The sequence below is a fragment of the Paraglaciecola sp. IT1134 genome, from assembly GCF_058068185.1.
In genome coordinates, this window is record NZ_CM176486.1 from 4,135,815 (window position 1) to 4,157,212 (window position 21,398).

At 43.9% G+C, this 21,398-nt stretch carries 20 protein-coding genes and 1 pseudogene; 9 read left to right on the plus strand and 12 right to left on the minus strand.

Annotation, left to right across the window (positions count from 1 at the left end):
• Positions 1-48 precede the first annotated feature (48 nt).
• Positions 49-984, minus strand: coding sequence for a DMT family transporter (locus tag AC3RV5_RS18145; RefSeq protein WP_489728986.1), 936 nt, complete (start codon positions 982-984; stop codon positions 49-51).
• Positions 985-1,073: 89 nt separating this feature from the next.
• On the opposite strand from AC3RV5_RS18145, the gene AC3RV5_RS18150 reads away from it, so the two are divergent.
• The gene (locus AC3RV5_RS18150; RefSeq protein ID WP_489728987.1) at positions 1,074-1,982 is read left to right on the plus strand and encodes a LysR family transcriptional regulator; all 909 of its coding nucleotides are present in this window, start codon (positions 1,074-1,076) and stop codon (positions 1,980-1,982) included.
• A 165-nt stretch (positions 1,983-2,147) separates the two neighbouring features.
• On the opposite strand, the gene AC3RV5_RS18155 is transcribed toward AC3RV5_RS18150, so the two are convergent.
• Both AC3RV5_RS18155 and AC3RV5_RS18160 read right to left on the minus strand, forming a co-directional pair.
• The gene (locus AC3RV5_RS18155) at positions 2,148-2,513 is read right to left on the minus strand and encodes a DUF6515 family protein (RefSeq protein WP_489728988.1); all 366 of its coding nucleotides are present in this window, start codon (positions 2,511-2,513) and stop codon (positions 2,148-2,150) included.
• 435 nt (positions 2,514-2,948) lie between these two features.
• Positions 2,949-3,467 carry an EF-hand domain-containing protein gene (locus tag AC3RV5_RS18160; RefSeq protein ID WP_489728989.1) on the minus strand — a complete coding sequence of 173 codons (519 nt, stop codon included), beginning with the start codon at positions 3,465-3,467 and terminating at the stop codon, positions 2,949-2,951.
• 321 nt (positions 3,468-3,788) lie between these two features.
• On the opposite strand from AC3RV5_RS18160, the gene AC3RV5_RS18165 reads away from it, so the two are divergent.
• The 4 genes from AC3RV5_RS18165 to AC3RV5_RS18180 all read left to right on the plus strand — a co-directional run bounded on the left by AC3RV5_RS18165 (position 3,789) and on the right by AC3RV5_RS18180 (position 9,084).
• Positions 3,789-4,229 (plus strand): SRPBCC family protein, encoded by a 441-nt coding sequence (locus tag AC3RV5_RS18165; RefSeq protein ID WP_489728990.1) that lies wholly within the window; start codon positions 3,789-3,791, stop codon positions 4,227-4,229.
• Between the two features lie 57 nt (positions 4,230-4,286).
• On the plus strand, positions 4,287-4,547 hold the full coding sequence (locus AC3RV5_RS18170; RefSeq protein ID WP_489728991.1) for an ArsR/SmtB family transcription factor: 261 nt from the start codon (positions 4,287-4,289) through the stop codon (positions 4,545-4,547).
• Between the two features lie 512 nt (positions 4,548-5,059).
• The gene (locus AC3RV5_RS18175; protein WP_489728992.1) at positions 5,060-6,433 is read left to right on the plus strand and encodes a hypothetical protein; all 1,374 of its coding nucleotides are present in this window, start codon (positions 5,060-5,062) and stop codon (positions 6,431-6,433) included.
• A 350-nt stretch (positions 6,434-6,783) separates the two neighbouring features.
• Entirely contained in the window at positions 6,784-9,084 is a 2,301-nt protein-coding gene (locus AC3RV5_RS18180; protein ID WP_489728993.1) for a chondroitinase-B domain-containing protein, read from the plus strand.
• Positions 9,085-9,607: 523 nt separating this feature from the next.
• Here the strand turns inward: AC3RV5_RS18180 and AC3RV5_RS18185 are convergent.
• The gene (locus tag AC3RV5_RS18185) at positions 9,608-11,428 is read right to left on the minus strand and encodes an extracellular catalytic domain type 1 short-chain-length polyhydroxyalkanoate depolymerase (RefSeq protein ID WP_489728994.1); all 1,821 of its coding nucleotides are present in this window, start codon (positions 11,426-11,428) and stop codon (positions 9,608-9,610) included.
• Between the two features lie 361 nt (positions 11,429-11,789).
• Between AC3RV5_RS18185 and AC3RV5_RS18190 the strand changes: the two genes are divergently transcribed.
• Entirely contained in the window at positions 11,790-12,629 is an 840-nt protein-coding gene (locus AC3RV5_RS18190) for a DUF2797 domain-containing protein (protein ID WP_489728995.1), read from the plus strand.
• Between the two features lie 28 nt (positions 12,630-12,657).
• Here AC3RV5_RS18190 and AC3RV5_RS18195 read toward each other — a convergent pair whose 3' ends face one another.
• A complete protein-coding gene (locus tag AC3RV5_RS18195; protein WP_489728996.1) occupies positions 12,658-12,876 on the minus strand; it encodes a hypothetical protein in 219 nt (72 codons plus the stop codon).
• Positions 12,877-13,083: 207 nt separating this feature from the next.
• Between AC3RV5_RS18195 and AC3RV5_RS18200 the strand changes: the two genes are divergently transcribed.
• The gene (locus AC3RV5_RS18200; RefSeq protein ID WP_489728997.1) at positions 13,084-13,599 is read left to right on the plus strand and encodes a DUF1993 domain-containing protein; all 516 of its coding nucleotides are present in this window, start codon (positions 13,084-13,086) and stop codon (positions 13,597-13,599) included.
• A 34-nt stretch (positions 13,600-13,633) separates the two neighbouring features.
• Here the strand turns inward: AC3RV5_RS18200 and AC3RV5_RS18205 are convergent, their stop codons facing one another.
• Positions 13,634-14,398, minus strand: a complete 765-nt coding sequence (locus tag AC3RV5_RS18205) for a substrate-binding periplasmic protein (protein WP_489728998.1) — start codon at positions 14,396-14,398, stop codon at positions 13,634-13,636.
• Between the two features lie 166 nt (positions 14,399-14,564).
• Between AC3RV5_RS18205 and AC3RV5_RS18210 the strand changes: the two are divergent.
• A pseudogene (locus AC3RV5_RS18210) lies at positions 14,565-14,877 on the plus strand (SbcC/MukB-like Walker B domain-containing protein); the annotation flags it as partial.
• A 112-nt stretch (positions 14,878-14,989) separates the two neighbouring features.
• Here AC3RV5_RS18210 and AC3RV5_RS18215 read toward each other — a convergent pair.
• The 5 genes from AC3RV5_RS18215 to AC3RV5_RS18235 form a co-directional block, all read right to left on the minus strand.
• Positions 14,990-16,183 carry an IS4 family transposase gene (locus AC3RV5_RS18215; protein ID WP_489728999.1) on the minus strand — a complete coding sequence of 398 codons (1,194 nt, stop codon included), beginning with the start codon at positions 16,181-16,183 and terminating at the stop codon, positions 14,990-14,992.
• 314 nt (positions 16,184-16,497) lie between these two features.
• The gene (locus AC3RV5_RS18220; protein ID WP_489729000.1) at positions 16,498-16,749 is read right to left on the minus strand and encodes a hypothetical protein; all 252 of its coding nucleotides are present in this window, start codon (positions 16,747-16,749) and stop codon (positions 16,498-16,500) included.
• Positions 16,750-16,751: 2 nt separating this feature from the next.
• Complete coding sequence (locus tag AC3RV5_RS18225) at positions 16,752-17,195, minus strand: hypothetical protein (protein WP_489729001.1); 444 nt, start codon at positions 17,193-17,195, stop codon at positions 16,752-16,754.
• Between the two features lie 5 nt (positions 17,196-17,200).
• On the minus strand, positions 17,201-17,500 hold the full coding sequence (locus AC3RV5_RS18230) for a DUF883 domain-containing protein (RefSeq protein ID WP_489729002.1): 300 nt from the start codon (positions 17,498-17,500) through the stop codon (positions 17,201-17,203).
• Positions 17,501-17,910: 410 nt separating this feature from the next.
• A complete protein-coding gene (locus AC3RV5_RS18235; protein ID WP_489729003.1) occupies positions 17,911-18,504 on the minus strand; it encodes a DUF502 domain-containing protein in 594 nt (197 codons plus the stop codon).
• A gap of 492 nt (positions 18,505-18,996) precedes the next feature.
• Between AC3RV5_RS18235 and AC3RV5_RS18240 the strand changes: the two genes are divergently transcribed.
• Positions 18,997-20,679, plus strand: coding sequence for a BamA/TamA family outer membrane protein (locus tag AC3RV5_RS18240; protein ID WP_489729004.1), 1,683 nt, complete (start codon positions 18,997-18,999; stop codon positions 20,677-20,679).
• Between the two features lie 12 nt (positions 20,680-20,691).
• Here AC3RV5_RS18240 and AC3RV5_RS18245 read toward each other — a convergent pair whose 3' ends face one another.
• Positions 20,692-21,378, minus strand: coding sequence for a pseudouridine synthase (locus AC3RV5_RS18245; RefSeq protein ID WP_489729005.1), 687 nt, complete (start codon positions 21,376-21,378; stop codon positions 20,692-20,694).
• Positions 21,379-21,398 lie beyond the last annotated feature (20 nt).

Here is a 21,398-nt window from a genome sequence, read left to right on the forward strand (position 1 = left end):
GATGTCCTGCGAAGTCCTTCCTGTGGATGACCTGCGAAGTCCTTTCTACTAGCTTACGGTTGTCGCTGTTACTTTTGCGGTCTTGATTGATACCAAAGCTGGCAGCAATAATCCTAGAATGACAATGATCATGCCAAATACCTGTAAAAAGCTAACCTCATGTCCCATCAAAACCGAGGTTAATGCAGCAAACACTGGAACAAAATTAAAAAACAGCGATGCTTTAGCTGCGCCTAGGCTTTTTACACCATGATTCCAGAACAAGTAACCAACCACCGTAGCAAATAAACCAATGTAGATCACAATACTAATAGAAGGTAATGACAAGGCCATCAGCTCATCTAAAGGGTGTAAATTGGGCGTCAGTAAACACACTAAACCTGCGGTTGCTGCTCCTGCAAGCATGCTCATTAGTGTAAAAGGAATAAGTGGTGTCCAGTGGCTTATTTTTTTGCTAGACAGAGTATAAAAACTCCAAGCCAACATACCCAACATTATAATTACATCACCACGATTAAAATGCAGTGTTAACAAGCGAGATAGTGAGCCATTGGTGATAACCAATAAAACCCCACTTAAACCAACAATTAAACTAAATACTTGTGAACGGCTGGGCCAATTTTTTGCAAATAAAGACGCAAACAGAGAGGTTACCACAGGGCTAAGAGCCATAATTAATGCGCCATTAGTTGCAGCGGTATGTTGCAAGCCGGTAAAAAGAGCAATGTTTAAGCCCCCTACACCGACAACACTGGTAATAGCAATAAAAGCATATTGCGCTAAAGACAGAACAGGCCAAAGTTGACGGCGAACAACAATGTAAATAAGTAGACTGGCTGCAGCAATAGTAAACCGCCACAAGACCAACGACATCTCGTTCATATCGACTAATATCTGTTTAGCCAACGGGAATACACTCCCCCAAGACATGACACATATCATCAATAACAAGACGGCTTTTGACGATGAAGTTGAGGTATTCATAAATGATCCCTAGCTTAGAAAAAGTCTGTAAAGTTTATCGATTCCATGTATAAATAAAATAGCTATTAATGAGACTCTAAATTCCATAAATGAAACTTAATTATTCTCTTGATGATATGCGCTTATTTTGGGTGGTCGCTAGGAGCGGTAGCTTTAAACAAGCAGCTCTGGCTTTAAGTATGCCTTTATCTACCTTAAGTCGTCGTATAAGTCGGTTAGAAAGCGCACTACAATTGCGTTTATTACATCGAGATGCGCACAAAGTATCTTTAACGGCAACCGGTCAGGTTTACCTTGAACGCTGCGGCCCGTTGTTTAGTGAGTTAAATGATATTTCTGGAGAGCTGCATGCAGATAAACATCAGCCTAAAGGAAAAGTCCGTATTGCTGCTCCTCATACCTTAACGGCATACCGTCTAGGGAAGGTTTTCAATACGTTTTTGCGCCAATACCCTGAAATTGATATCGATCTGAGTTTGTCCAATAACAATATCGATGTGCATGCTCACCATATTGATATCGCTATTCGAGCTGGGCACATCCAATTAGAAAACTGGATAGCCAGACCATTTACTTCATTTAATTATGTTTTGTGTTGCAGCATCAATCAACACCAATGGCAGCAAATAAGCGATCCTGAAATGTTAATGACCTTACCCGTGGTAATAAGTAAACCCGTTGCTAGCTGGCATCTACAACATCGCCAAAGCCAGGAGGCCAGGGAAATTACTCCGAGTAGTAATATTCGTTTGGCGGTAGATGATATTGAAGGAGTAACTCAAGCTTTGCTTGATGGGGTAGGTATTGGTCTACTTCCGACCTTTGTCGCTGAACCATTAATTAAACAGGAGAAATTGGTGGATGTTGCCAGTGACTGGTTTGGCCGCCCTCGGCAGGTTTACTTGCTGTATCGGGATCGCAACAACCAGCCTTTAAGAATGCGTTTATTGATTGATTTTTTGTTGTCAGAGTTTGGGCAATCTGAATTGAATTGCTAGCTATACAATCAGTTCATGACTTGCGACTAAGAGTTAAAAAAAAGTAACCAGTAAGAAACCGCTCTCAAGCAAGTCTCTGATCCCTGCGCGCCTTGACTAACACTCGCCGGAGTAAGTTAACAGAACATGCAAGATAACGGTTTTCAAAACAACGAAATCATTCGATTAGTATCGTGGATGTCCTGCTAAGTCCACCTCATCTGGCGCAACAATAACTTGATATTGGCGGATGCGAGGATCAAATGAATACCAAGTACCTTTGCATTTAAAATAATCACGGTTTTGGTAACGCACCACTTTATGGTTAGCGGGGATCTGATCCACCCAAACCCCTACGGGTGCGGCGATGACTTCATAGCCATGTGGCGAGTTGAGATAAAAAACACCTTCTGAATAATACCGTTTAGGGCCTACGGAAGCATGTTTGTCAGGTAATGTGGCAATTATAGTACCAATCGCAATCCCTACCCTTAGGGTGAGTAATGCTCCACCTCCACTTCTGTGAACACCTCCTCCCCCAAGCCCTCCCATATGCCCCCCCTGGTGCAATACAGGATGACAACAGTAAACAGCTAAAACTAATAACAATGGTGCGAAACGGCATCTGTCATCTCCTACGATTTACATTTGATACCTTTTCGACCTAAGAATTAACAGACTATTAGCTACACAGACGTAAAGGTTTTGTAAAGGCTTAACCTCTGATTTAGCAGCCCATGCATAACATGATGATTTTCTGCAAATATTCGTACAAAGTATTTCGAGAAAATAACTCAGTAATAAAATCTGCGGCTTTAGGCCCGTTGAAAACAGTTGAATTGAATAAATGGACTTATCAATTAATACAAACACGGCGGCCAATTGGCCTCACCGTTTGCCATGGATATTAGAAGCGTGCGAGAAGGCCGCTTTGGTGCGCCCCTTCAACTTCTGTTGGCGTCACTTTACTGTCGCGGTTTGTGTCAATCAAATCGAAAAACTGCCCAAGCGATAGCTGCGACCAGCCTGATTGACGTACGCGACGACTTCTTTGCGGGTAACAACACAGTCTCCATCCGCATCCGTGCCATCAAAACCGTAGGGGGCAACCTTCGCGAACTCTTCATCACTAAGCATTCCGTCCTTGTCTGTGTCAAATAGTTCGAAGAATGTGAGTATGGTGATCCGCCTATATTTCCCTTGGTACATAAATGCCTTGAGCTCTTCCCGCAGCACCGTTGAGTCTCGATTCAGATCGGCGTTGTCCATCGGTCCGTGCTCAGAACTTCTCATGGGCCCTTGCTTCAAGCCTTCGCAGACGGTCCGCTTTTCTCTGTCGCCAGGAGGTCTGCCATGTCCTGGACCGCCTCTGTGGTTATCTTCAACGGTCGCTGCTTTTGTTGAGGCCTCCTTTTGCGGAGCATCGCTCAAACTACAAGCGGTAACGGCAAATGCCGCCAGCAAAGCTAGCGCGGCAGAAGATTTAGAAATTCTTTTTAATTTCAAGGTGATTCCTCCAGTTGATTAACTTCAATCGATGGCAATCCAATCGGTGGGGTCAATTTATGTTGTATGCCCGGCTAACCCCTTGTGAAACACAGATTGGATTATTATTCGTGAGTCACTCCGCCCCCTTTTTCTTTTTCTTTTTCTTTTTCGCTCCCGAGCGCCCACCACGCCTTTAATAGGATCTTACCTATCCCCAAAGCGGGTGAACTGCTTTCATATTTTTTATTTCAACCACAAAATGCAACCTAATGGTTGCATTTAATGATACACTGTGCTTTACTTTATCCAGAGTAAACACCAACCCATAAGGACGCCATCATGCAAGATATCATCCAGCGCGAAATTATTATTAAAGCATCACAGCAACACGTTTATGCGGCCATTGCCGATGCCCAGCAAGTCGTTAAGTGGTTCCCTGAGACCCTTGAAGGAAGCTACGAGGTGGGTGAACAACCCATTTTCGGCTTTGGAGAACATGGCAGAAATCAAGTCTCTATTGTCCATGCAAAACCCTTTGAATACTTTGCCTTTCGTTGGGTTCCTGGGGCTAATAATTTTATCGGCGATGTAATGAGCGTGCCCCATACCCTGGTAGAGTTTAATATTAAGCGGGAAAGTGATGACAGCTGTAAAGTCACGCTCACAGAGTCAGGTTTTGCCAGTTTACCTGCTGAAATGAAACAAGCTGCGTTTGAGCAAAATTCCGGCGGATGGGACTTTATGCTGGGTCGCTTAGCTAACTATTTTACCAACGTTTAAATGCTTGAAGCGCAGATCTACAAGGCCCTGGGGGATCCACTTCGACTGGAGATAATAATGCGACTTGCCAAAGGATCGCCCTGCACCATTGGTGAGCTTACCAAAAACCTTGGTGTGTCCCGTCAGGGCGCCAGAAAACAACTGCAGGTGCTTTTGGCGGCCAACATCGTACAGCTCACCCCTGAGGGCCGAGAAATCCAGGTCGCCCTGGATATGGCAAGCTTGCAAGTGGCAAGAACCTTTATCGCCAAACTGGAAAGCCAGTGGGACCAACGCCTGGGAGCCTTGAAAGACTTTGTGGAGAATGGAAACGACTAAATTTGACCCAACAGGATGAGCTGATGTTGATAATAACCAGCATCGCATATTGATTATTTCAGCACAGGAATAAACAAGGGCTGCGATGCAGTCCTTTCAATATTAAAAACCGGCCTTATCATGTGCCTTTTTTGTTCGAATGTTTGGTCAATCCGTCCCACCAAATTCATCCTGTAGTTTGAACAGTTGACTGCGATTACCGATGCGGCGCTCTATCATCCACACGCTTAACACAACATCCATAATAACGGTTTTCAATATTAACAAGGCACCCGTCACAATTCACTCAAAATTAAAATGGGGCTGAGTAAATACAGCCCTAACGTTTAGCGCTCGAATAGGCCCCTGAAAATAATGTTGCCCCCCTGGCCACTAAACCCTAGCGAACGGTTACGTATCGCAATGGCTGATCAACGTGGGTAATGTGATCAATCTGGGTAATGAAGTAAAAGTAAGGCATAATTATTCGATTCAGGCGTGACAATGTACCCGACAAGGAGAAAAGGATATAAGTGAATAAAATTAAACTCACCCAAGACGAAAATCTTTCCATAAAAGTCAGTTACCAGTTATTACCTAGTGATCAGCAGAGGTTCGATCTATATTTCTCCTTACCGGATGAAATGGGTATTAGCCCTAAAACCTTAGCAGAAGAGCAGTATTTTCATAATAGTATACAAAGTCACAGTGCTTATTACTCAGACCAACTGCATTTGCCTTTAGTACGAAGTCGCTTTATTAGCCAACAAAAAGGTGAGCAAAGTGACTACCGCTTAAACCTCAATTTATTTTCTTATCAAATTCGTATTGCCTTGGATACCGATATAAAACAAACCATTAAGCTTAAAGAAGGCGAGGATTTTTACCCGCAAGCCATTGAGTTGGCAGAGCAAATTTCTGGATTACTAAAAAAGCTAAGACGCTATACTCCTCCCGATCAAAAACTCAGGGCATATTTTGAAAATGCCGATAACTACCTCAGTTGGCAAGTAGAGCAATCATTTTTAAAGCTGCTATCTAGAGCCCCCAAAAGTAGTGATTTTACGAGTGAGAGAAACTTCTTGTTTGCCCTGTGTCGCAGTGAAAATGAATACCGAGAAGAGAACCAATATAACTCACAAGTAACCTTGGGTGACCCTAATCGCATCACCAATAAAATGCGATTGCTGCAACGATTAATCGAATATGGTGTGGTATTTCAAAAAGAAGTTAAAAACCTCAATAGCAATTTAAACCGCATGGTACGTGGCACCGTCACTGCCGTTATTATGGCTTTTGTTATGCTGCTAGTGTTAAATGCGCGTACTAACTTTACTGAAGTGACAATTGCATTAGTCGGCATGTTGGGCGTTATTTACGGTTTAAGGGAAATATTTAAGGACGATATTACGCGTATCCTTTGGCGCCGTATTCAAAAAGGTCTGCCAAAATGGAAAATTATTTATAGTCACAGTGTCAATAAAAGTCGAGTTGCGAGTCAAACTATTTGGCTTGAATACATTCGCAATAATGATTTACCCGAACAAGTCGATAAATTATTTCAAACGCGGAGACAACAAAACAAACAGGCAGCACAATTACTGCATTTTCGCAGTGATACTAAAGTAAATGCAAAAAATTTTTTACCCGGTTACGGAGGCATTCAACAACGTATTTATTTTAATTTAACCCCCTTTATTCGTTTCTTAAAAAAAGGTGAAGGCCGTTTATATTCACTAGATAGCAGTAAAATAACAAAACAAGCTGTTGAGCGTCGTTACCAAATCAACGTGGTGTTAATGCATACGGATAAACAACACCAACAACAAACCCAGCGCTTTAAAATCACCCTAAATCGCTCTAACATCATTAATATTGAGGCAATACAGTCAGTTGACGAGGTTTGAAAAAATAGGTAACAGCTCATCCATGATAAGGCTTTTAGCTCAACACCCCCAGATCCAAGACGGAAGTGCACTGCCTTTGCGCTTCATGGGTGTATTAGCACTTCTATAATTTTATGCGTTCGCGGTTAAAATAATTCCATTTGGGATCGTAAACAATTTTTATATGCGATCGCGGATATTTACTTGATAACATCAAAACAAGGACTACCTAAAAATCCAAGCTGAGGATATTCCAACAATAGCGCCGCTGGTATGTGACTTGAATTGATAACTCATCGGGAGGCGTCTTGCTTAGCATAAAAAACATGTCTATTCTGGCCTAACATAATCGATCAAAATCATAGGATATTATGAAAAAATTATTGTTAGTCATGAGTACATTTTTATTGATGCTTGCTTCGAATCTGGTAACTGCAAAAAACGTTTTAGTCAGTAATAACGTTCAATTGAAAGAAGCCATTAAAAACGCTACTGCTGGCGATAATATCGTCTTTAAAAACGGTACTTATAAAGACCTAGAAATTAAGTTTTTTGGAGAAGGAACAAAAGAGCAGCCAATAATTTTACGAGCAGAAACGGCTGGTAAGGTATTTATCGAAGGAAAGTCGAACCTAGAAATTGGAGGGAACTATCTTTTTGTTCAGGACCTACACTTTCGAAACGGCTACACACCAACAGGTGCGGTAATTCGTTTTAAAATTGATGATGAAAGAATTGCTTTCAACTCTAAAGTAACAAACAGTGTTATTGAGGAGTTTACCCAATTAGACCGTGAAGTGTCAGACCATTGGGTGGAGTTTTGGGGACAGCGTAATGAATTAAGTAACAACTACATTGCTGGTAAATCTAATTTTGGTCCCACCGTAATGGTGGCGTTAGAAGGCAATCAGCACGTCAATAATCATCATCAAATCGTGAATAACCATTTTGGACCAAGACCAAGAAAGGGTGGTCCTCATGGCGAAACCCTGCAAATTGGTGATAGTGGAACGTCAATGACCCCATCTTACACCAATGTTGAAAATAACTATTTTGATCGTTGCAACGGTGAAGTCGAAATTATTTCCAGTAAATCTAACTTCAACAGGTTCAAAAACAACGTTTTTTTTGAGAGTGAAGGTTCTTTGGTGTTGCGACATGGTAATTATGCAACCATAGACGGCAATGTTTTTATTGGTGATGGCGAATCAAAGTTCTTTGGTGGAATTCGCGTGATCAACACTGGCCATTGGATTACCAATAACTATTTTTACCAATTAAAGGGAGAAGAATTTAGAGCACCTATTGCCGTTATGAACGGGATCCCTAAATCGTCGCTAAACAGATATAACCAAGTTACTGATAGCGTTGTGGCTTACAATTCTTGGATAGATTCTCCAACCCCTTGGTATTTTAGTGTCGGCTCAAATGTCGATCAAAGTGCAGTATTGCCAACATCTGAAATACGCTCAGCAAGACCCATTAGAACTATTTTTGCAAATAATTTAATTTATAACTCAATCAAAGCAGAATATCCCATTTATCATTACGACAAAGTCGACGGGATCACTTTCAAAAACAATATTTCTAATAATGAAAATAGAACTGACGTAAAGTCTGATGGAATTGTAAAAAAAATACTGACAATGGATAAGGTATCTGAATACTTATTGGTGCCAGCGTCTAACAATTCTGAGGTTTATAACGGATTTGATTTCGATAAAGTGGCAACAGATTTATTTGGAACTAAAAGAGCATCAAACAACAGTGTTGGCGCCATTATCAGCCCGGTAGCAAAAGATACCGTTGTATTTGATAAAACCAGATATGGAACAACGTGGTTTTCTTCAGAAGAAGAACCAAGGGAAGCTAGCGTTTTCAAGGTTGCTACGTCTGATGAATTAGCTAAAGCGCTTAAAGAGGCAAACTCTGGTGACATAATTGAATTAACCTCCTCTGTCTATTCAGTTGCCGTTACTATTGATATTAATAAAGAAATTTCAATTACTTCGGCTGATAAAAACACTAAGTCGACTATTAATTTCACCTCAGAAAATAGCGCTTTTTCCTTACAGCCAAAAGGCGATTTGCGTTTAGACAATGTCATTATCAGAGGAAACAAAAAACAGAATGCCTTCACCACTTTAGATAAGTACATGTCTAAAGCCTATGATTTGTCGATTAAAAATTCTGAAATATATGACTTTAAGAGTGTTTTGGAAGTGTCTAAAGGTTCGTTTGCCGACTCCATTTTGGTCGAAAACTCTATCATAAACGATAACCAAAACGGGTTTTTATTGGCTCAAGAAACGGACGACGAGGGTGATTACAATGCAGAATTTGTCACCATTAAAAACACCACGTTCAATAATGTTGCTGGCTCCATTCTAGATTACTACCGAGGTGGTTATGACGAATCGACCATTGGTGGGAGCTTGGTTTTTGAAAATAATACGGTCACCAATTCTGGTAAGGCGCTGAAGGATGGTACCTTGATCAAGAACCGAGGAATTGTAAACGTAGAATTAAAAAGCAATACATTTAAAAACAATCCAGTTAAATTGATTGCCATCCTTTGGGGTGAAAAAGGTCAGAATCCAGTTGATAATACAATTAGTAATTCGGGCAAAGTTGAAATCGTACAGAATTTGAATTTAAAATTAATGTACTGATTAATCACAGTGAGATCAGGCCATAGTTCCGGTTTGCTTTTGACATAAAAAAAACGGCCTCAAGAGAGGCCGTTTTTTTTATGAAAAGACGTTACTCTCTACCACCATGTTGAATGGTTCACATGATTGAATTCTTTTCTAGCTACTATTTACTCGTATCTATCTACTTGTTTAGATACGAGTAAATAGTAGCCACGATAGGTGAGCTGTCTAAGCCGTTTTCAAAAGCCCAAGCTACTGCGTTGTTAAGTATGGCAGTGCACTAGCGAATAGCGCTGCCCATCACCCCCTATTTTTTTCATCATGGTCTCTACTTATGTTTATCGTTCTATTGGTGTGTGTTTGGCCATGAAAAGTCTGCCTAAGATTTGTGGCATTGATGTGTCAAGCCGATACATCAACTAAATTCCTTACCACAAAACTAACCGTTTGGTCGATTTTTGTTCTGCTAGGGGTTGAGTAATATAAAAACATTAGCGCTGAAAAAAGCGGGGCAAGCCCCGCTCAACAGCAACACATTAGCTTAGGGACAGCTGCCCAACGACCAGTTAATATTATCCGTTGAATTAAGGGTATGGCTGCCCCAGGTTGAGCCGGGTAAAGGTGTATTGATCCCTTGGGAAAAATAGTCCGGCGCATAGGGATTGCCTGTACTATAGGCTCTACCCGCCACTTTATGGGAATAGTTACTGTTGGTAAAGTCGTTGCACGTCTCATAAACGGGGCCTCCACCTGAACTGCCATTACACGCCTGTACCGGCCCTTGGCATGAAGCATCATTATCTTGCCACAGACACTGACTGGCCCCACTGGCGACTTCATTTAATTTAAATGCTTGGGTGGAGTATTCGAGATAGCAGTTGGCGTAGTTAGTGTAATCTAGACGACCCGCACTGATATGTTGATCCAAAGTGGCGGTTTGCCCGGCGTCTATGTTAAAAGTAATATTATCGATACTGCTCAATCCAGCTTGATCCACAGCAGTAACCGTTGCCGTATGTCCACCACCCGCTAAGCCACACTGAGTCGCAGAATAGTCATTATTGGTCACCTGTGCCACTTGTGTCTGGGTATCAAAACGCACACTTACACTGAGCAAATCCTGATTAGCATCCACCACTTGCCCGGTGATTGTGGCGCACTGAGCCGTAACACTAACCATTATGTGGCTCAGCTGTGGTGCAACATCCGGTTGCGGTGGGCCAACTCGGATACTGTCCATGAAAGTTTCACTGTCTTTTCCTTCATTATCTGTGGCCAGCACCGTCACTTGGTAAAGGTCATCAGGCAGAGTTGCACTAGATATCACAAAATCCCCCTTGCTATCCACTGGGCTACTTTGCAACGTCTGGTTAGCGGCTAGATCAGTGAAACTGGCCGTGACCACCGCAACCGAGCCGTCTGTATCCTGGGCGTTACCACTGACATCAATTTGCCCGGCGTTTACCAGCAACTGCACGTTGCCCAGTGTGGGGCCCTGGTTACGGCTCACACGTTTATTATTTGCAGCAAAGAAACGTCCTAAATAATCTGCGTAATTAATGCCGGCGCTACTAATATAAGCGCCACTTGCCCCTTGCCCCCCAGACCAGGCATGATCCACCCCGTCCAATACCAGTTTTGACACCCGGCCGTCCTGCCACAAGGTTTCCTCGGCGGTGCGGCTACCTTCCGTTAGAGTATTGCTACCCGCAACTTGGTTAACTCCGTACACTTGAGCCATGCCGTCAGAGTTTTGCTGGTTATAACATTGATTAACCGTTGTATCTCGATCGCCCTGGGCGATTGAGGCAATCTGGCTGGAAAAGTTACTACCATAACTGCCCGCATATTGATTGCACCTGGCCGCGACATCCGCGCTTTCACAGGGACCCAAAGCACCATTGGAACTGGTGCCTATACTCGGCCCTGCACTAATGCCCATGCCTGCAAATACATCAGGTGCCAAACAGCCTGTGGTATTGGCAAAAGCCGCGCCGGAGGATAAACCGGCGATATAAACCTGATCCGAATCGATGGACAAGCCGCTATCGCTGCTTAATACATTGGCCAGGGCGATAAGATTTTTGTAGTCACCACTGGTGCGCGACTTGGTACCTTGCCAATATGACCAGCAACTGTAACCGGCCTTGTTCATGGCGTCCGGCACCGCAATTACCATACCGTGATTTTCTGCGGCTAATTCCAGGTTGGCTGTTTTATAAGCGTCGATAGATTGCACGCAGCCATGCAATACAATCAAAAGCGCTCTGCCGTTGCCAATTGCCGAGATTGAATCTGGAGTATAAAGATGAACTTTAGTAAAGCCGCCTAATGTCAGGTTGCTCTGCCAACTTCCTGCCATCGCAGTTTGCGTAGTGCATAATAAAGTTGTAAACAATAGAAGGGTTAATGTTCTGCACACCTGCTGATATCCTGTGGTCATAATATGCCTCTTGGTACCTTTCGGTATTCATTTAAATTATCGAATGGAGGCATAAAACTGCGCCAAAAAAAATCGGCTCCCTGCGTTTCCTGATAAGTTTTGTGCCCCGCCAAAACTATAGGCGGTTTTTTCGCCAGGTACGTTAGCACTTTAGTACTACCCTGCTAGGGGTTATAACCTGGGGCTAATTTAGCTATATTCGCCGCAAGCTGGCACAATAGCGGGCTTGGCTGCAGCTACTGGCCGGCAAAGATAAAACAATTTCGCTAACAGGACCCCTATGACTCTTTTTCAAGGCAACATCCGCAAGATGCAAGTCACCACTGACAACGACAATATGGCGCTTTATCAGTTGCCGGTAGGTGAACAGCTCATTGATATGAACCCACTGATCGGCACCGCTATTAAGGTTGTTTCTGCCAACCAAATAAACTGTGTGTATTGCCAGGCAAAAACTAAAAAGAGTTTTAATCAAGGTTATTGTTACCGCTGCCTGACAAAATTGGCCCAGTGTGATAGTTGCATTATGCGGCCAGAATTATGCCATTACGAAGCTGGCACATGCCGCGAGCCAAGTTGGGGGGAGGCAAACTGCTTGTCGGATCACTTTGTATATTTGGCCAATACCGGCACCTTAAAAGTCGGCATTACCCGCCACGTTTCTGAGCACGTTTCTAGTCGCTGGCTGGATCAAGGTGCCACCCAAGCCATGGCCATTTTACGGGTACAAAACCGTCTGACCAGCGGTTTGGTGGAAAGCGCGCTTAAGGAGCATATAGGCGATAAAACCAATTGGCGCACCATGCTCAAAGGCCAACCAGAAAATGCCGACTTACAACAGATGAAAGAAAGTTTACTTGAGAAAATAGAAGGTGAACTGGATGAAATAACCGACGAATACGGTTTTCAAGCCATCGAAATATTGGATCTTCCTGCGGTAAATATTCATTTCCCGGTCAGTCAATATCCGAATAAGGTCAAATCGATTAATCTCGATAAAGAAGGAGAATTTAGCGGTACCTTACTGGGTATTAAGGGGCAATATTGGCTATTAGATGGGGATCGGGTGATTAATATGCGTAAATATTCCGGTTACCAATTGAGTATTGAAACCCAATAACCTTCAGTGAACAGTTGAGGTATCCCGCTCAGGATACCTCTTTACCGTCATAACCGGCAGCCAGATCATCCAGTTCTGAGCTGGTTGAATCGAAGCCTTTTCCTTCAAAACGATAGGAAACCTTGACCATATTAGCCCCACCATACAGCTTAGCGTCAACTTGCGCGACGCTCCAAAACTTTAAGGCATTTAAAAAACGGTTGGCGACTTGCCCGGAGGCAAAGACATAAACAATTTGTGTTTCCATGGTTGTCTCAGCGGGTTTAAAAGGGCGGCAAGTTTGGCATAGTTCCCAAGGGCTAAACAACCGATTATTTAGCCCTTTTACCCCAAAAGAACAAAACAACTAGTAACCAGGGAATGAATATCAGTTATTGGTGCCAACAACAGATGCAGCAAAGGTAAGGATAGCGTAAATTACCCCTAGTCAAACTCATCCTTAAAGGAAATAAAAATGCCACTCACTGTCTCAAACGTGGTTAAACCGGTTATTCAACAGTACTTAGGTTCATTGCTGCATCTTCTCGACTGTGCGCAAACATTTTCCCAACAAAAAGATTTAGCGGACGACGTATTATTGCAATCGAGACTGGCGCCAGACATGCACCCACTGGTGTGGCAGTTTCAGATGGTCAGTGAATTTTCAGCACGCTGTGCTTCGCGTTTGGCAGAGCAAGAACTGCCGGTATATCCCAATACCGAAACCACCTTCGCCGAACTTAAGTCCCGTATTGAAAACGCTATTTCACACGTGGCAAACTTAGACGATGAGGCGCTGGATGCGGGTTTGCTGCGCATTCAGTCAGTCCCTTTTGGCCCAGAAAAAACCCTTGAGTTTCGAGGCCCAATTTACTTAAATCACTTTTTCTTGCCCAATTTTTTCTTTCATTTGACCACTGTGTACAACATTTTGCGTCACAACGGTGTAACGCTGGGCAAGCTGGATTTTATCGGCGCGATCCCCAGTTAGCGGCGCCAGCGGCAACTACAAAACGTGCACAAGATCACTGAAACGCAATGCTGGTGTGATAGTCAAGACTGTTGGCTAGCCTGCCACTTCGCTTAAATTGCTTTATATAGCTGTCAATAAGTGCCTGCTCCCGGGTTAATCCCTGGCGCAGCACAATACTCAGCGCCACCTGATTGATCGCCTGTTCAGAGCGATAAAGAGGGAGTAAATCAAGGCTAGGTAAATTGGTTAGTGCCATCGCGTTAAACTCGTTCATAATTACCCAGTCACAACGTTTTTTGCTTAACATTTTAAGCATAGTGGTTTGACTAGACGAGTCCATGCGAATGAGCTTGCCAGTGGTAAAATACGGCTCTAAAACCGGGTATTTATACACCCGTCTGGTGCAAATGATATTACCCTCGGCCATATTATCCAGCGAGAAATTGACGGGAAAGGGTTCCAGGCTATACAAAAAACTTCGATGCAGCACTATGGGTGTGCTTGATAACAGCTGAGTTGGGTGTCGCAACCAAGCTTCACTGAGCATGGCTAAGTCCAGACGCCCTTTATATAAAGCATCTTCTCCCCGTTGGCGGTTAGTTTCCACAAAACGGATTTCCAGCCCAGTGTTTTGTGTTAGCCCCCGTAGCAAATCCGGGAGAACCCCGAGGTAATCGCCCTGTTGGTCTTTCCTGTACAGAAAAGGCGGGGAGCCAGGGTGGTTGACCATAAAGGTTAACGCGGGTTTCGCCGCAACAGGTAAACCCAAGATAGCGACCCCACACATCCAGCAAAAAATAACGCTCGCTTTTAACATTAAGCTTGCATAACCTAATTAATAAAGGGCTGAGCATAACAAATCACCAAAAAATTGTCTTGTATACCAGAGTCTTATTCGTGCACTTTTGACATTGTGCTACACCAGATTGGCCCAGATTTTGGCCAAAAACAGACTGAATTACGACTCAGGTTAGCTAGTTTGCCTACGCTCTACTAAGACCCTAAGCGGCGGCGAAAGCTTTTCGGTTAGCTTGGCCCTGGCGTTAGCGTTATCGGAATGGGTTAGTCATAAAACCAGCATCAATTCGCTATTCCTCGACGACGGCTATGGCACCCTCGACTCAAAAACGCTCGACATAGCCCACAACGCATTAGACAACCTAAATTCTCTGGCGAGATGATCGGCGTGATCAGCCATATCGAAGCCATGAAAGAACGTATTCCTGCGCAGTCACGAGTACCTAAAAAAGTAGTTTGGGGGCGAGTGAGTTGGATAAGGAGTTTGCGGTTGTTTGATTGTTCTTTTTGCATGAAAAGTCAGCAGGATTAGAACGGGTGACGATTACCGGAGCAGAAAGAACACTGTTAGTAAATCAACGACTCTGACCCTGAGGGATCCCCACGAAATTCAATAACACGCTTGTGGCTCCGCGATTAATGAATTTAACTGAGCTATTGCGGCTTCCCAATGTTTTTTTAATAAAACAAGTTGCTTATCTTTATATGCCCGTAATCCAATAAATTGATTTGATAATACGTTGCGGTTTTTAATCGAATTGGCCTGGTAACGATAGTGATATTCTGCCGACTTCACTGCTAAACCCAGTAAAATTAGTAAGTATTGTGAAACCAATGCAATTAGCAATAACACTTGTAATCGAGGGGAACGCCGAGAGCCACTATTATTCATTTTCAGCCCTGTTTTTAGATCGCGAAAGCTTTCTTCTATTTGCATTCTTGTCGCATAAATTTTGACTGCTTTTTTTGATAAGTTCTTCGTTTTATTCAAAGAGGTGGCTAATAGCCAGGGCTCCTTTTCTCGCTCAGCACACGCTCTGGATTTTTTACTTCTTCTGGCGCGCTCACCTGTGGCGGTTTTATCTTTTCGCCCTTTAGATTTACGCCAGACGATGATCATTCTCGACTTAAAAGCAATTTTCTCTCCTTGTTGATATATCCCTAAATCTTTCGGCCGTAAAGTGCCCAATTGATAAAGTGATTTCACTGGAGCCCACTCGTCATCTTGCAGCTTTTTGCAATGTGTTTTATTTCGTACTCGTCCAACGAAGTCCCAGCCCAGTGATTCAACAAGTTTAAACCAGGGGATCCGAAAGCCAGCGTCGGTGACAATAATAGGGTGGCAGTCCTCGGGTAACATAGCCTTTAGCTGTTGCATAAATAGAAGATGAGTTTTAGGTTTTTCTTTCATATCTAATGGATGGATTTCTTCGTAAAGCGTTAATGAACGCCCTTGCGTGGCCAGTGAGGCTCGAATAATAAAGTGTTGCTTACGATCATCCATATCTGACCAATCAACATGTATAATCGGTCGTTTAGTGGTATGGATAAGTTGAGCACACATTCGATGATAAACCGATGATATTTCTTGTTGTAAATGAACATTACTACACAAACGGTCAACTCGTTTTATACGATGTTTTTCAAGCGCCTTATTATCAATATTTCGACCAAGTCCGGTAACGGATAACGTGCCGCCATTAAGGGTGCTTTCAATGGCGGCAAACAAACTTAATCGACGAACTTTGTGCATTGTTGGAGTGATATGAGTTAAACATTTTGATAAGATTTGTTTTACATTCATGGTGTAATCCCGTGGTTATTTTTGTTTGGCGATAGATCTGATCACCAAACACCATGAATGTTCCATTTAACTTTCAATTATCTTATTGTTTTCTAATCATATTTCGTGGGGATTCGTCAGACTCTGACCCCATCGATCCCAAACAAAAATGGTGAGCAAGCTATCCTTGCTCACCAAACAGAATAAAAAAGGAGTCACCGAAAATGGCAGAGGAATATTGCCTTGGGTGAGATTGGTGACTCCGACAGTGGTAATATCCACAATAACTGGTTTTCGGCGTATCTACGTTCCCAAACGAGGAACGGAAATAGGCGCTAAAATAATTTGGCCAAACTGGCAATGCGCATCACTAAGGCAAAAGACGATACTCTGGCGACAGACATCATTCCCGCTGCCCCGCCCGCTGCGAATGCCACTAGTGGAGAGTAGGGCTTTTCACACAAGGCCACTGAAGCACTTTTAATCTGCGCTTTGCGACCCTGAATGATCTGCTGGTTACTTAACGCTCTCAGTTCAAGTCCTTCTACATCTTTCAACCGGCTTCCAAGCAATAAACGAGTTAACATAGTTAATCCCCTGTTGTGCCAGATCCGCTTGGCTGTTGAAGATCCATGGTGATCGCCGACCAACTTCTAGCTAAACTCACTTGTTTGAGCAGTGTACGAATAGTGCTGACGATGCCGAGAATAGCGCCAGCGTTAAGTAAGACGACTGCAGTACTGATTAATACCCAATGAATACCTAGTTTGAACATACTCAGTGCCAGCACTACATTTACGGTGATCCAGATAGTTGAAGTGACTGCGACTAACAACAGTACACCTGCCAACACCAACACCAGTGCCCGCATCGACAACCGCCATTCACGACCAGCGAGGGCTTTACCAAGCAGCAACTGCTGCTTGTATCGCTCGACCGCATCCGTACCCGCAGTGATGATTTCCTTTACCAGATCGACAGACGAAGACTCCGCTTGCTGCTCACTAGTTTGGTCGTTGTCGTGCAGTGCCACCTGTATTAACGCTTACGTAATAATGACGTAATCAACATGCCAGCAGCAAAAGCAATACCTACCGTTGCCACAGGGTTTTGGGCAGCGAAGCGTCTAACTTCTGAGCCATTCCACTGCTTTTGAAGCTTTTCTTGTGTTTCACTAATCGATTCCGCTGAACGATGAGCTTTGTCACGAATAGCTTGTTCCGCTTTTGCAGCTTTGTCTGCCACTGTATCAACCGATTCATGCAACACATCTTGAGCCTTTTTGGAGATAGGCGCGTCTGTGTGAACATTGCTTGGGCTAGACTTAACATTTTCCATGATGATTTCCTTTATGCAGTACACCGTAACCAAACTGGTCCCCGGCAAATTAGTCAGTGAATGACTGACAACATTAGTGTCCCGATAATTTTTCGCAAACACTGTATAAGTATTTAGTTCACTGCTAATGCAGCGTCAATAAATTCCCTACTAGCAAAGCAAACCTTATGCCAAATGCCAGTAATATTTGCTATCCCGCGTGGCTACTGGTTTGGTACGTGTCAGGCTATTAATCGAAATCTGGGTCAGGTAAAAATTTGGGAAGAAATTTCACAACAATTGCAAAAGTTACCAACTTTTTATAAGGGGACTTTTTCACCCACAAAAGAGTTACGGTTGGAAAGTCTGATTTGTGCAGATATAAAAAGCAGACATTCAGAATGTGGCAAGCTGCCTGCGCCGGCTGGCGCCTATGAAGGGGGGACTGGGGAATTGGCCGAACTGGCAGTGGAGCCCCCGGTCAGGGCAATACGCATGGCAGTTTCAACGTTAATATTTAACGGCGTAACCTTGTTGCGATCTATATACAGGGTGTAACCGCCAATTTGATAACTTAGTGGAATATACACACCGAGTTTTTCTTCATTTTTAAACAGACTTTGCGCACCATCGTGATTAGTGACAAACCCTATAAGATGGATACTTTCACTGATCTCAACCGACACCACGCTTTGCATTTTCTGCTGTTTACCCACATTCACCAGATTGACTGCATCCTGAATGGTGCCATAAAAGGTTTTGACCAAGGGAATGCGTTCAAACACATTACCACCCCACCCCAGCAAAACCTTTACTGCATAGGCATTAACCAGTAAACCAGCTAAAAATAATAGCAGTATGCCCGTGACTAGGCCTAACCCCGGAAAATACAAATGCGCAGGGATGATAGGCGTAAGGGCAAGTTCCACTGAGGTGATCAGCCAATACAGCGCATAGATTGTCAGCGTAAGCGGGATAATCGCTAACAGGCCCTGTACCACCAATTTCATAATTTTTTTAATCATCACACCATATCTCAATCGTTAACTTTGTTACACAACCTGTTCGTTAGCGGCTACTATCGGTTAATTATGGGGTACTAGCAAGGTAGCCTAGCATTGAGACTGAGAAATCCTTATTGCGCTTGGGCGGACAACCCTGGGGTTGACCTGATTGGGTGAGAGTTAGTTTAGGACCTTGAGTGTCAGTTCCCCCCGGTTTATAAACACTGAGCTGTGCCCATGTAAAACTGTTATATAAGCAATTCCACACTCCAGGTTTGAACAACGATTAACGGGATTTCACTGGATCAGCTGGATCACGTGCCCCATTTTTGGCTACGCTAGAAATAATGTGGCCGCAGTTTTAACAGCCAGCTTGAAGAAGATGAAATATAAAAAATGCGTTAATTAATCCTTAAGATTTCGTCCGCACTATGCCGTTAGCAGATGCCAAAGTTTCATGTCTGGCAATCTGCATACTTACCGTTGAAGTGCAGTTAACCGGCGTAGTCAACCTTGAAAAAAACAACATACACCTTGATTTTTTGTAGCACCTTGGGCAGCTTTCATCTTGCTGCTGCAGCTGAACCTTTGCGCCAATCGGATTGTCAGGCTAAATCAGCCAACAAGCAGCAAGATAGATTACTTGCCCCAGTAAGTTCGTCCGATGCTCTTAAGCTCAACATTGATACCCGGCCTATTTTCGATGAAAATGATCCAGACACAGTGGCCTTGCACCGCTTTGCCAACTGGATGCATTACGACACCCGAGAAAGCGTCGTGGAGCGGCTACTGCCTTTTAAACCAGGCAAAGCTATCACTGAGTATGAGCTGGCTGAAGCAGAGCGTTTGCTACGTAATGAAAGCTATATTCGTGATGCACAAGTGACCACCAGCCAGGATTGTGACGGCAACCCCCAGGTAGATGTCATCACCTGGGATAATTGGTCTTTGCTACCTACATTTAGTTTTGGCCGCAAAGGCGGTGAAAACAAGCTGGCTTTGGGTTTTGAAGAAGACAACTTGCTGGGCACGGGGATCCGCACCACAGTGCGCTATAAAAAAGATGATCAGCGCTCTGGCTACCAGCTTGATTTCAGATCCCCTGTACCCTATTTGTCCCACGCAACTATTACCACCCGCTTGATGGACAATGACGATGGTCAATTGATCCAACTCGTTTTAGATGATCCTTTTTATCAAAGCTCAACCCAGCACATGTTTAACGCCCACTATGAAAACGACCAACGCACTGAGCGTTTGTACCAAAATGGCGGGACCCGTAACCGGTTTGCCCTCGAACACGATTTCCAACAACTCACCTACGGCTGGTTACTCCAACATGACTTGCAGGCCAATAATTACGGTGATGTACTGCGCTTAACCGCAGGCATTACTCGGGATCGCACGCGTTTTGCTTTACCTGAATTTGAACAAGAAGCCCAAGACCCCCTATTTTTACCCGAGGATCGGGACTACCTGTACCCCTGGTTAGGACTGGAATATCGCCAGGCCGAATTCAAAGTCATGTCGAATGTTTACTTGATTGAACAAAACGAGGATTTTAATTTAGGTTGGCACCACAGTGTGCGTTTTGGGGTCGATGTGAACACGCAGCAAACCGACACCCGTCTGTTTCATTTGGATGTGAAAAGTGAAAAGGGGTATCAGTGGCAAGATTATTTACTGTTATTGTCAGCCGAAGGCCAAAGCGTATTTGATGGCCAGCAGCATAATCAGCTAAAACTCGCCTTAAGCGCCGAATCTTTTTATCGTTTAGACGATACCTGGTCGTTGTATAGCAAACAAAGTTTAGTGACTTCTGCCCAGCAGTTTCTTGATCAACCTGTGGTTATAGGTGGCGACAGCGGTGCACGTGGCTACCCGTTGCAATACCAACACGGCGACCATAGTGCCTTACTCAATGCAGAAATACGCATCTACCCCAAATACAATATTTATAAGTTGTTCGATGTGGGCATGGTAGCCTTTGCCGACGTGGGCCGCGCCTGGGGAGGAGAAGAAGCGATGTTAAATGAAACCGATGGTATATTACCCAGTATTGGCATAGGCGCACGTATCTACGCCAGTCGTTCAAGCCATCGCAATGTGATTCATATAGACATCGCTAAACCCCTGGTCAGCTCCCAATTTGTCGACAGTTGGGAATGGCGCTTACAAGTCAAAAATAGTTTTTAACCTTTACCAAGCCTAAGTGACTAAATCGAGCCATTCGCCTGCTGGCAAGTCCCCAACACTGTATTCGCCAAATTGTTCTCGGTGCAGGGCCTCCACATGGTAACCACAGGCCGCAAACATTCGTCGGATCTGGTGATATTTGCCTTCATTCAAGGTCACCAAAGCCGTCAGTTCATCGACGATTTCCAGTTTGGCGGGCAAGCACGTTTCATTGTCGCTGCGCAGCTCCACCCCTTGGGCAAATTCATCAATGACATCGCTGCTTAATGTTTTATCCATTGTCACCCGGTAGATTTTGGCCACGTGTTTCTTGGGAGAGGTTAAACGGTGCACCAAGGCAGATTGGTCCGTTATTAATATCAGGCCGCTGGTGTCTTTATCCAGCCTGCCGATACTCACCACTTGCGGCTTACGATCTTGCCAGCGGGGTGGCAGTAAATCGTAAATGCGTAACCCTTCGTTGCTGTCATGGGTGCAGACATAACCCAGGGGTTTATTGAGCATAACCAGTATATCCCCGGGATGGTCCAGCGGCTCGCCATCCACTAACACCCCAGCGGTATCAACTTTCTGGGCCGGGTTTTTGGCCAGTTCCCCTGATACGCTGACACGTTTGTCACGAATAAAATTACGTGCTTCTTTGCGACTACAATAGCCTAAATTACTTAATATTTGATCCAGGCGTTTGAGAGTGGCCATGAGAAGTTCCTGTTATTAAT

Coding starts and splice junctions, on each gene's coding strand:
- AC3RV5_RS18145 (WP_489728986.1), bottom strand. CDS start 984: ATGAATACCTCAACTTCATCGTCAAAAGCCGTCTTGTTATTGATGATA.
- AC3RV5_RS18150 (WP_489728987.1), top strand. CDS start 1,074: ATGAAACTTAATTATTCTCTTGATGATATGCGCTTATTTTGGGTGGTC.
- AC3RV5_RS18155 (WP_489728988.1), bottom strand. CDS start 2,513: ATGGGAGGGCTTGGGGGAGGAGGTGTTCACAGAAGTGGAGGTGGAGCA.
- AC3RV5_RS18165 (WP_489728990.1), top strand. CDS start 3,789: ATGCAAGATATCATCCAGCGCGAAATTATTATTAAAGCATCACAGCAA.
- AC3RV5_RS18170 (WP_489728991.1), top strand. CDS start 4,287: ATGCGACTTGCCAAAGGATCGCCCTGCACCATTGGTGAGCTTACCAAA.
- AC3RV5_RS18180 (WP_489728993.1), top strand. CDS start 6,784: ATGAAAAAATTATTGTTAGTCATGAGTACATTTTTATTGATGCTTGCT.
- AC3RV5_RS18185 (WP_489728994.1), bottom strand. CDS start 11,428: ATGGCAGGAAGTTGGCAGAGCAACCTGACATTAGGCGGCTTTACTAAA.
- AC3RV5_RS18190 (WP_489728995.1), top strand. CDS start 11,790: ATGACTCTTTTTCAAGGCAACATCCGCAAGATGCAAGTCACCACTGAC.
- AC3RV5_RS18195 (WP_489728996.1), bottom strand. CDS start 12,876: ATGGAAACACAAATTGTTTATGTCTTTGCCTCCGGGCAAGTCGCCAAC.
- AC3RV5_RS18200 (WP_489728997.1), top strand. CDS start 13,084: ATGCCACTCACTGTCTCAAACGTGGTTAAACCGGTTATTCAACAGTAC.
- AC3RV5_RS18205 (WP_489728998.1), bottom strand. CDS start 14,398: ATGTTAAAAGCGAGCGTTATTTTTTGCTGGATGTGTGGGGTCGCTATC.
- AC3RV5_RS18215 (WP_489728999.1), bottom strand. CDS start 16,183: ATGAATGTAAAACAAATCTTATCAAAATGTTTAACTCATATCACTCCA.
- AC3RV5_RS18220 (WP_489729000.1), bottom strand. CDS start 16,749: ATGTTAACTCGTTTATTGCTTGGAAGCCGGTTGAAAGATGTAGAAGGA.
- AC3RV5_RS18230 (WP_489729002.1), bottom strand. CDS start 17,500: ATGGAAAATGTTAAGTCTAGCCCAAGCAATGTTCACACAGACGCGCCT.
- AC3RV5_RS18235 (WP_489729003.1), bottom strand. CDS start 18,504: ATGATTAAAAAAATTATGAAATTGGTGGTACAGGGCCTGTTAGCGATT.
- AC3RV5_RS18245 (WP_489729005.1), bottom strand. CDS start 21,378: ATGGCCACTCTCAAACGCCTGGATCAAATATTAAGTAATTTAGGCTAT.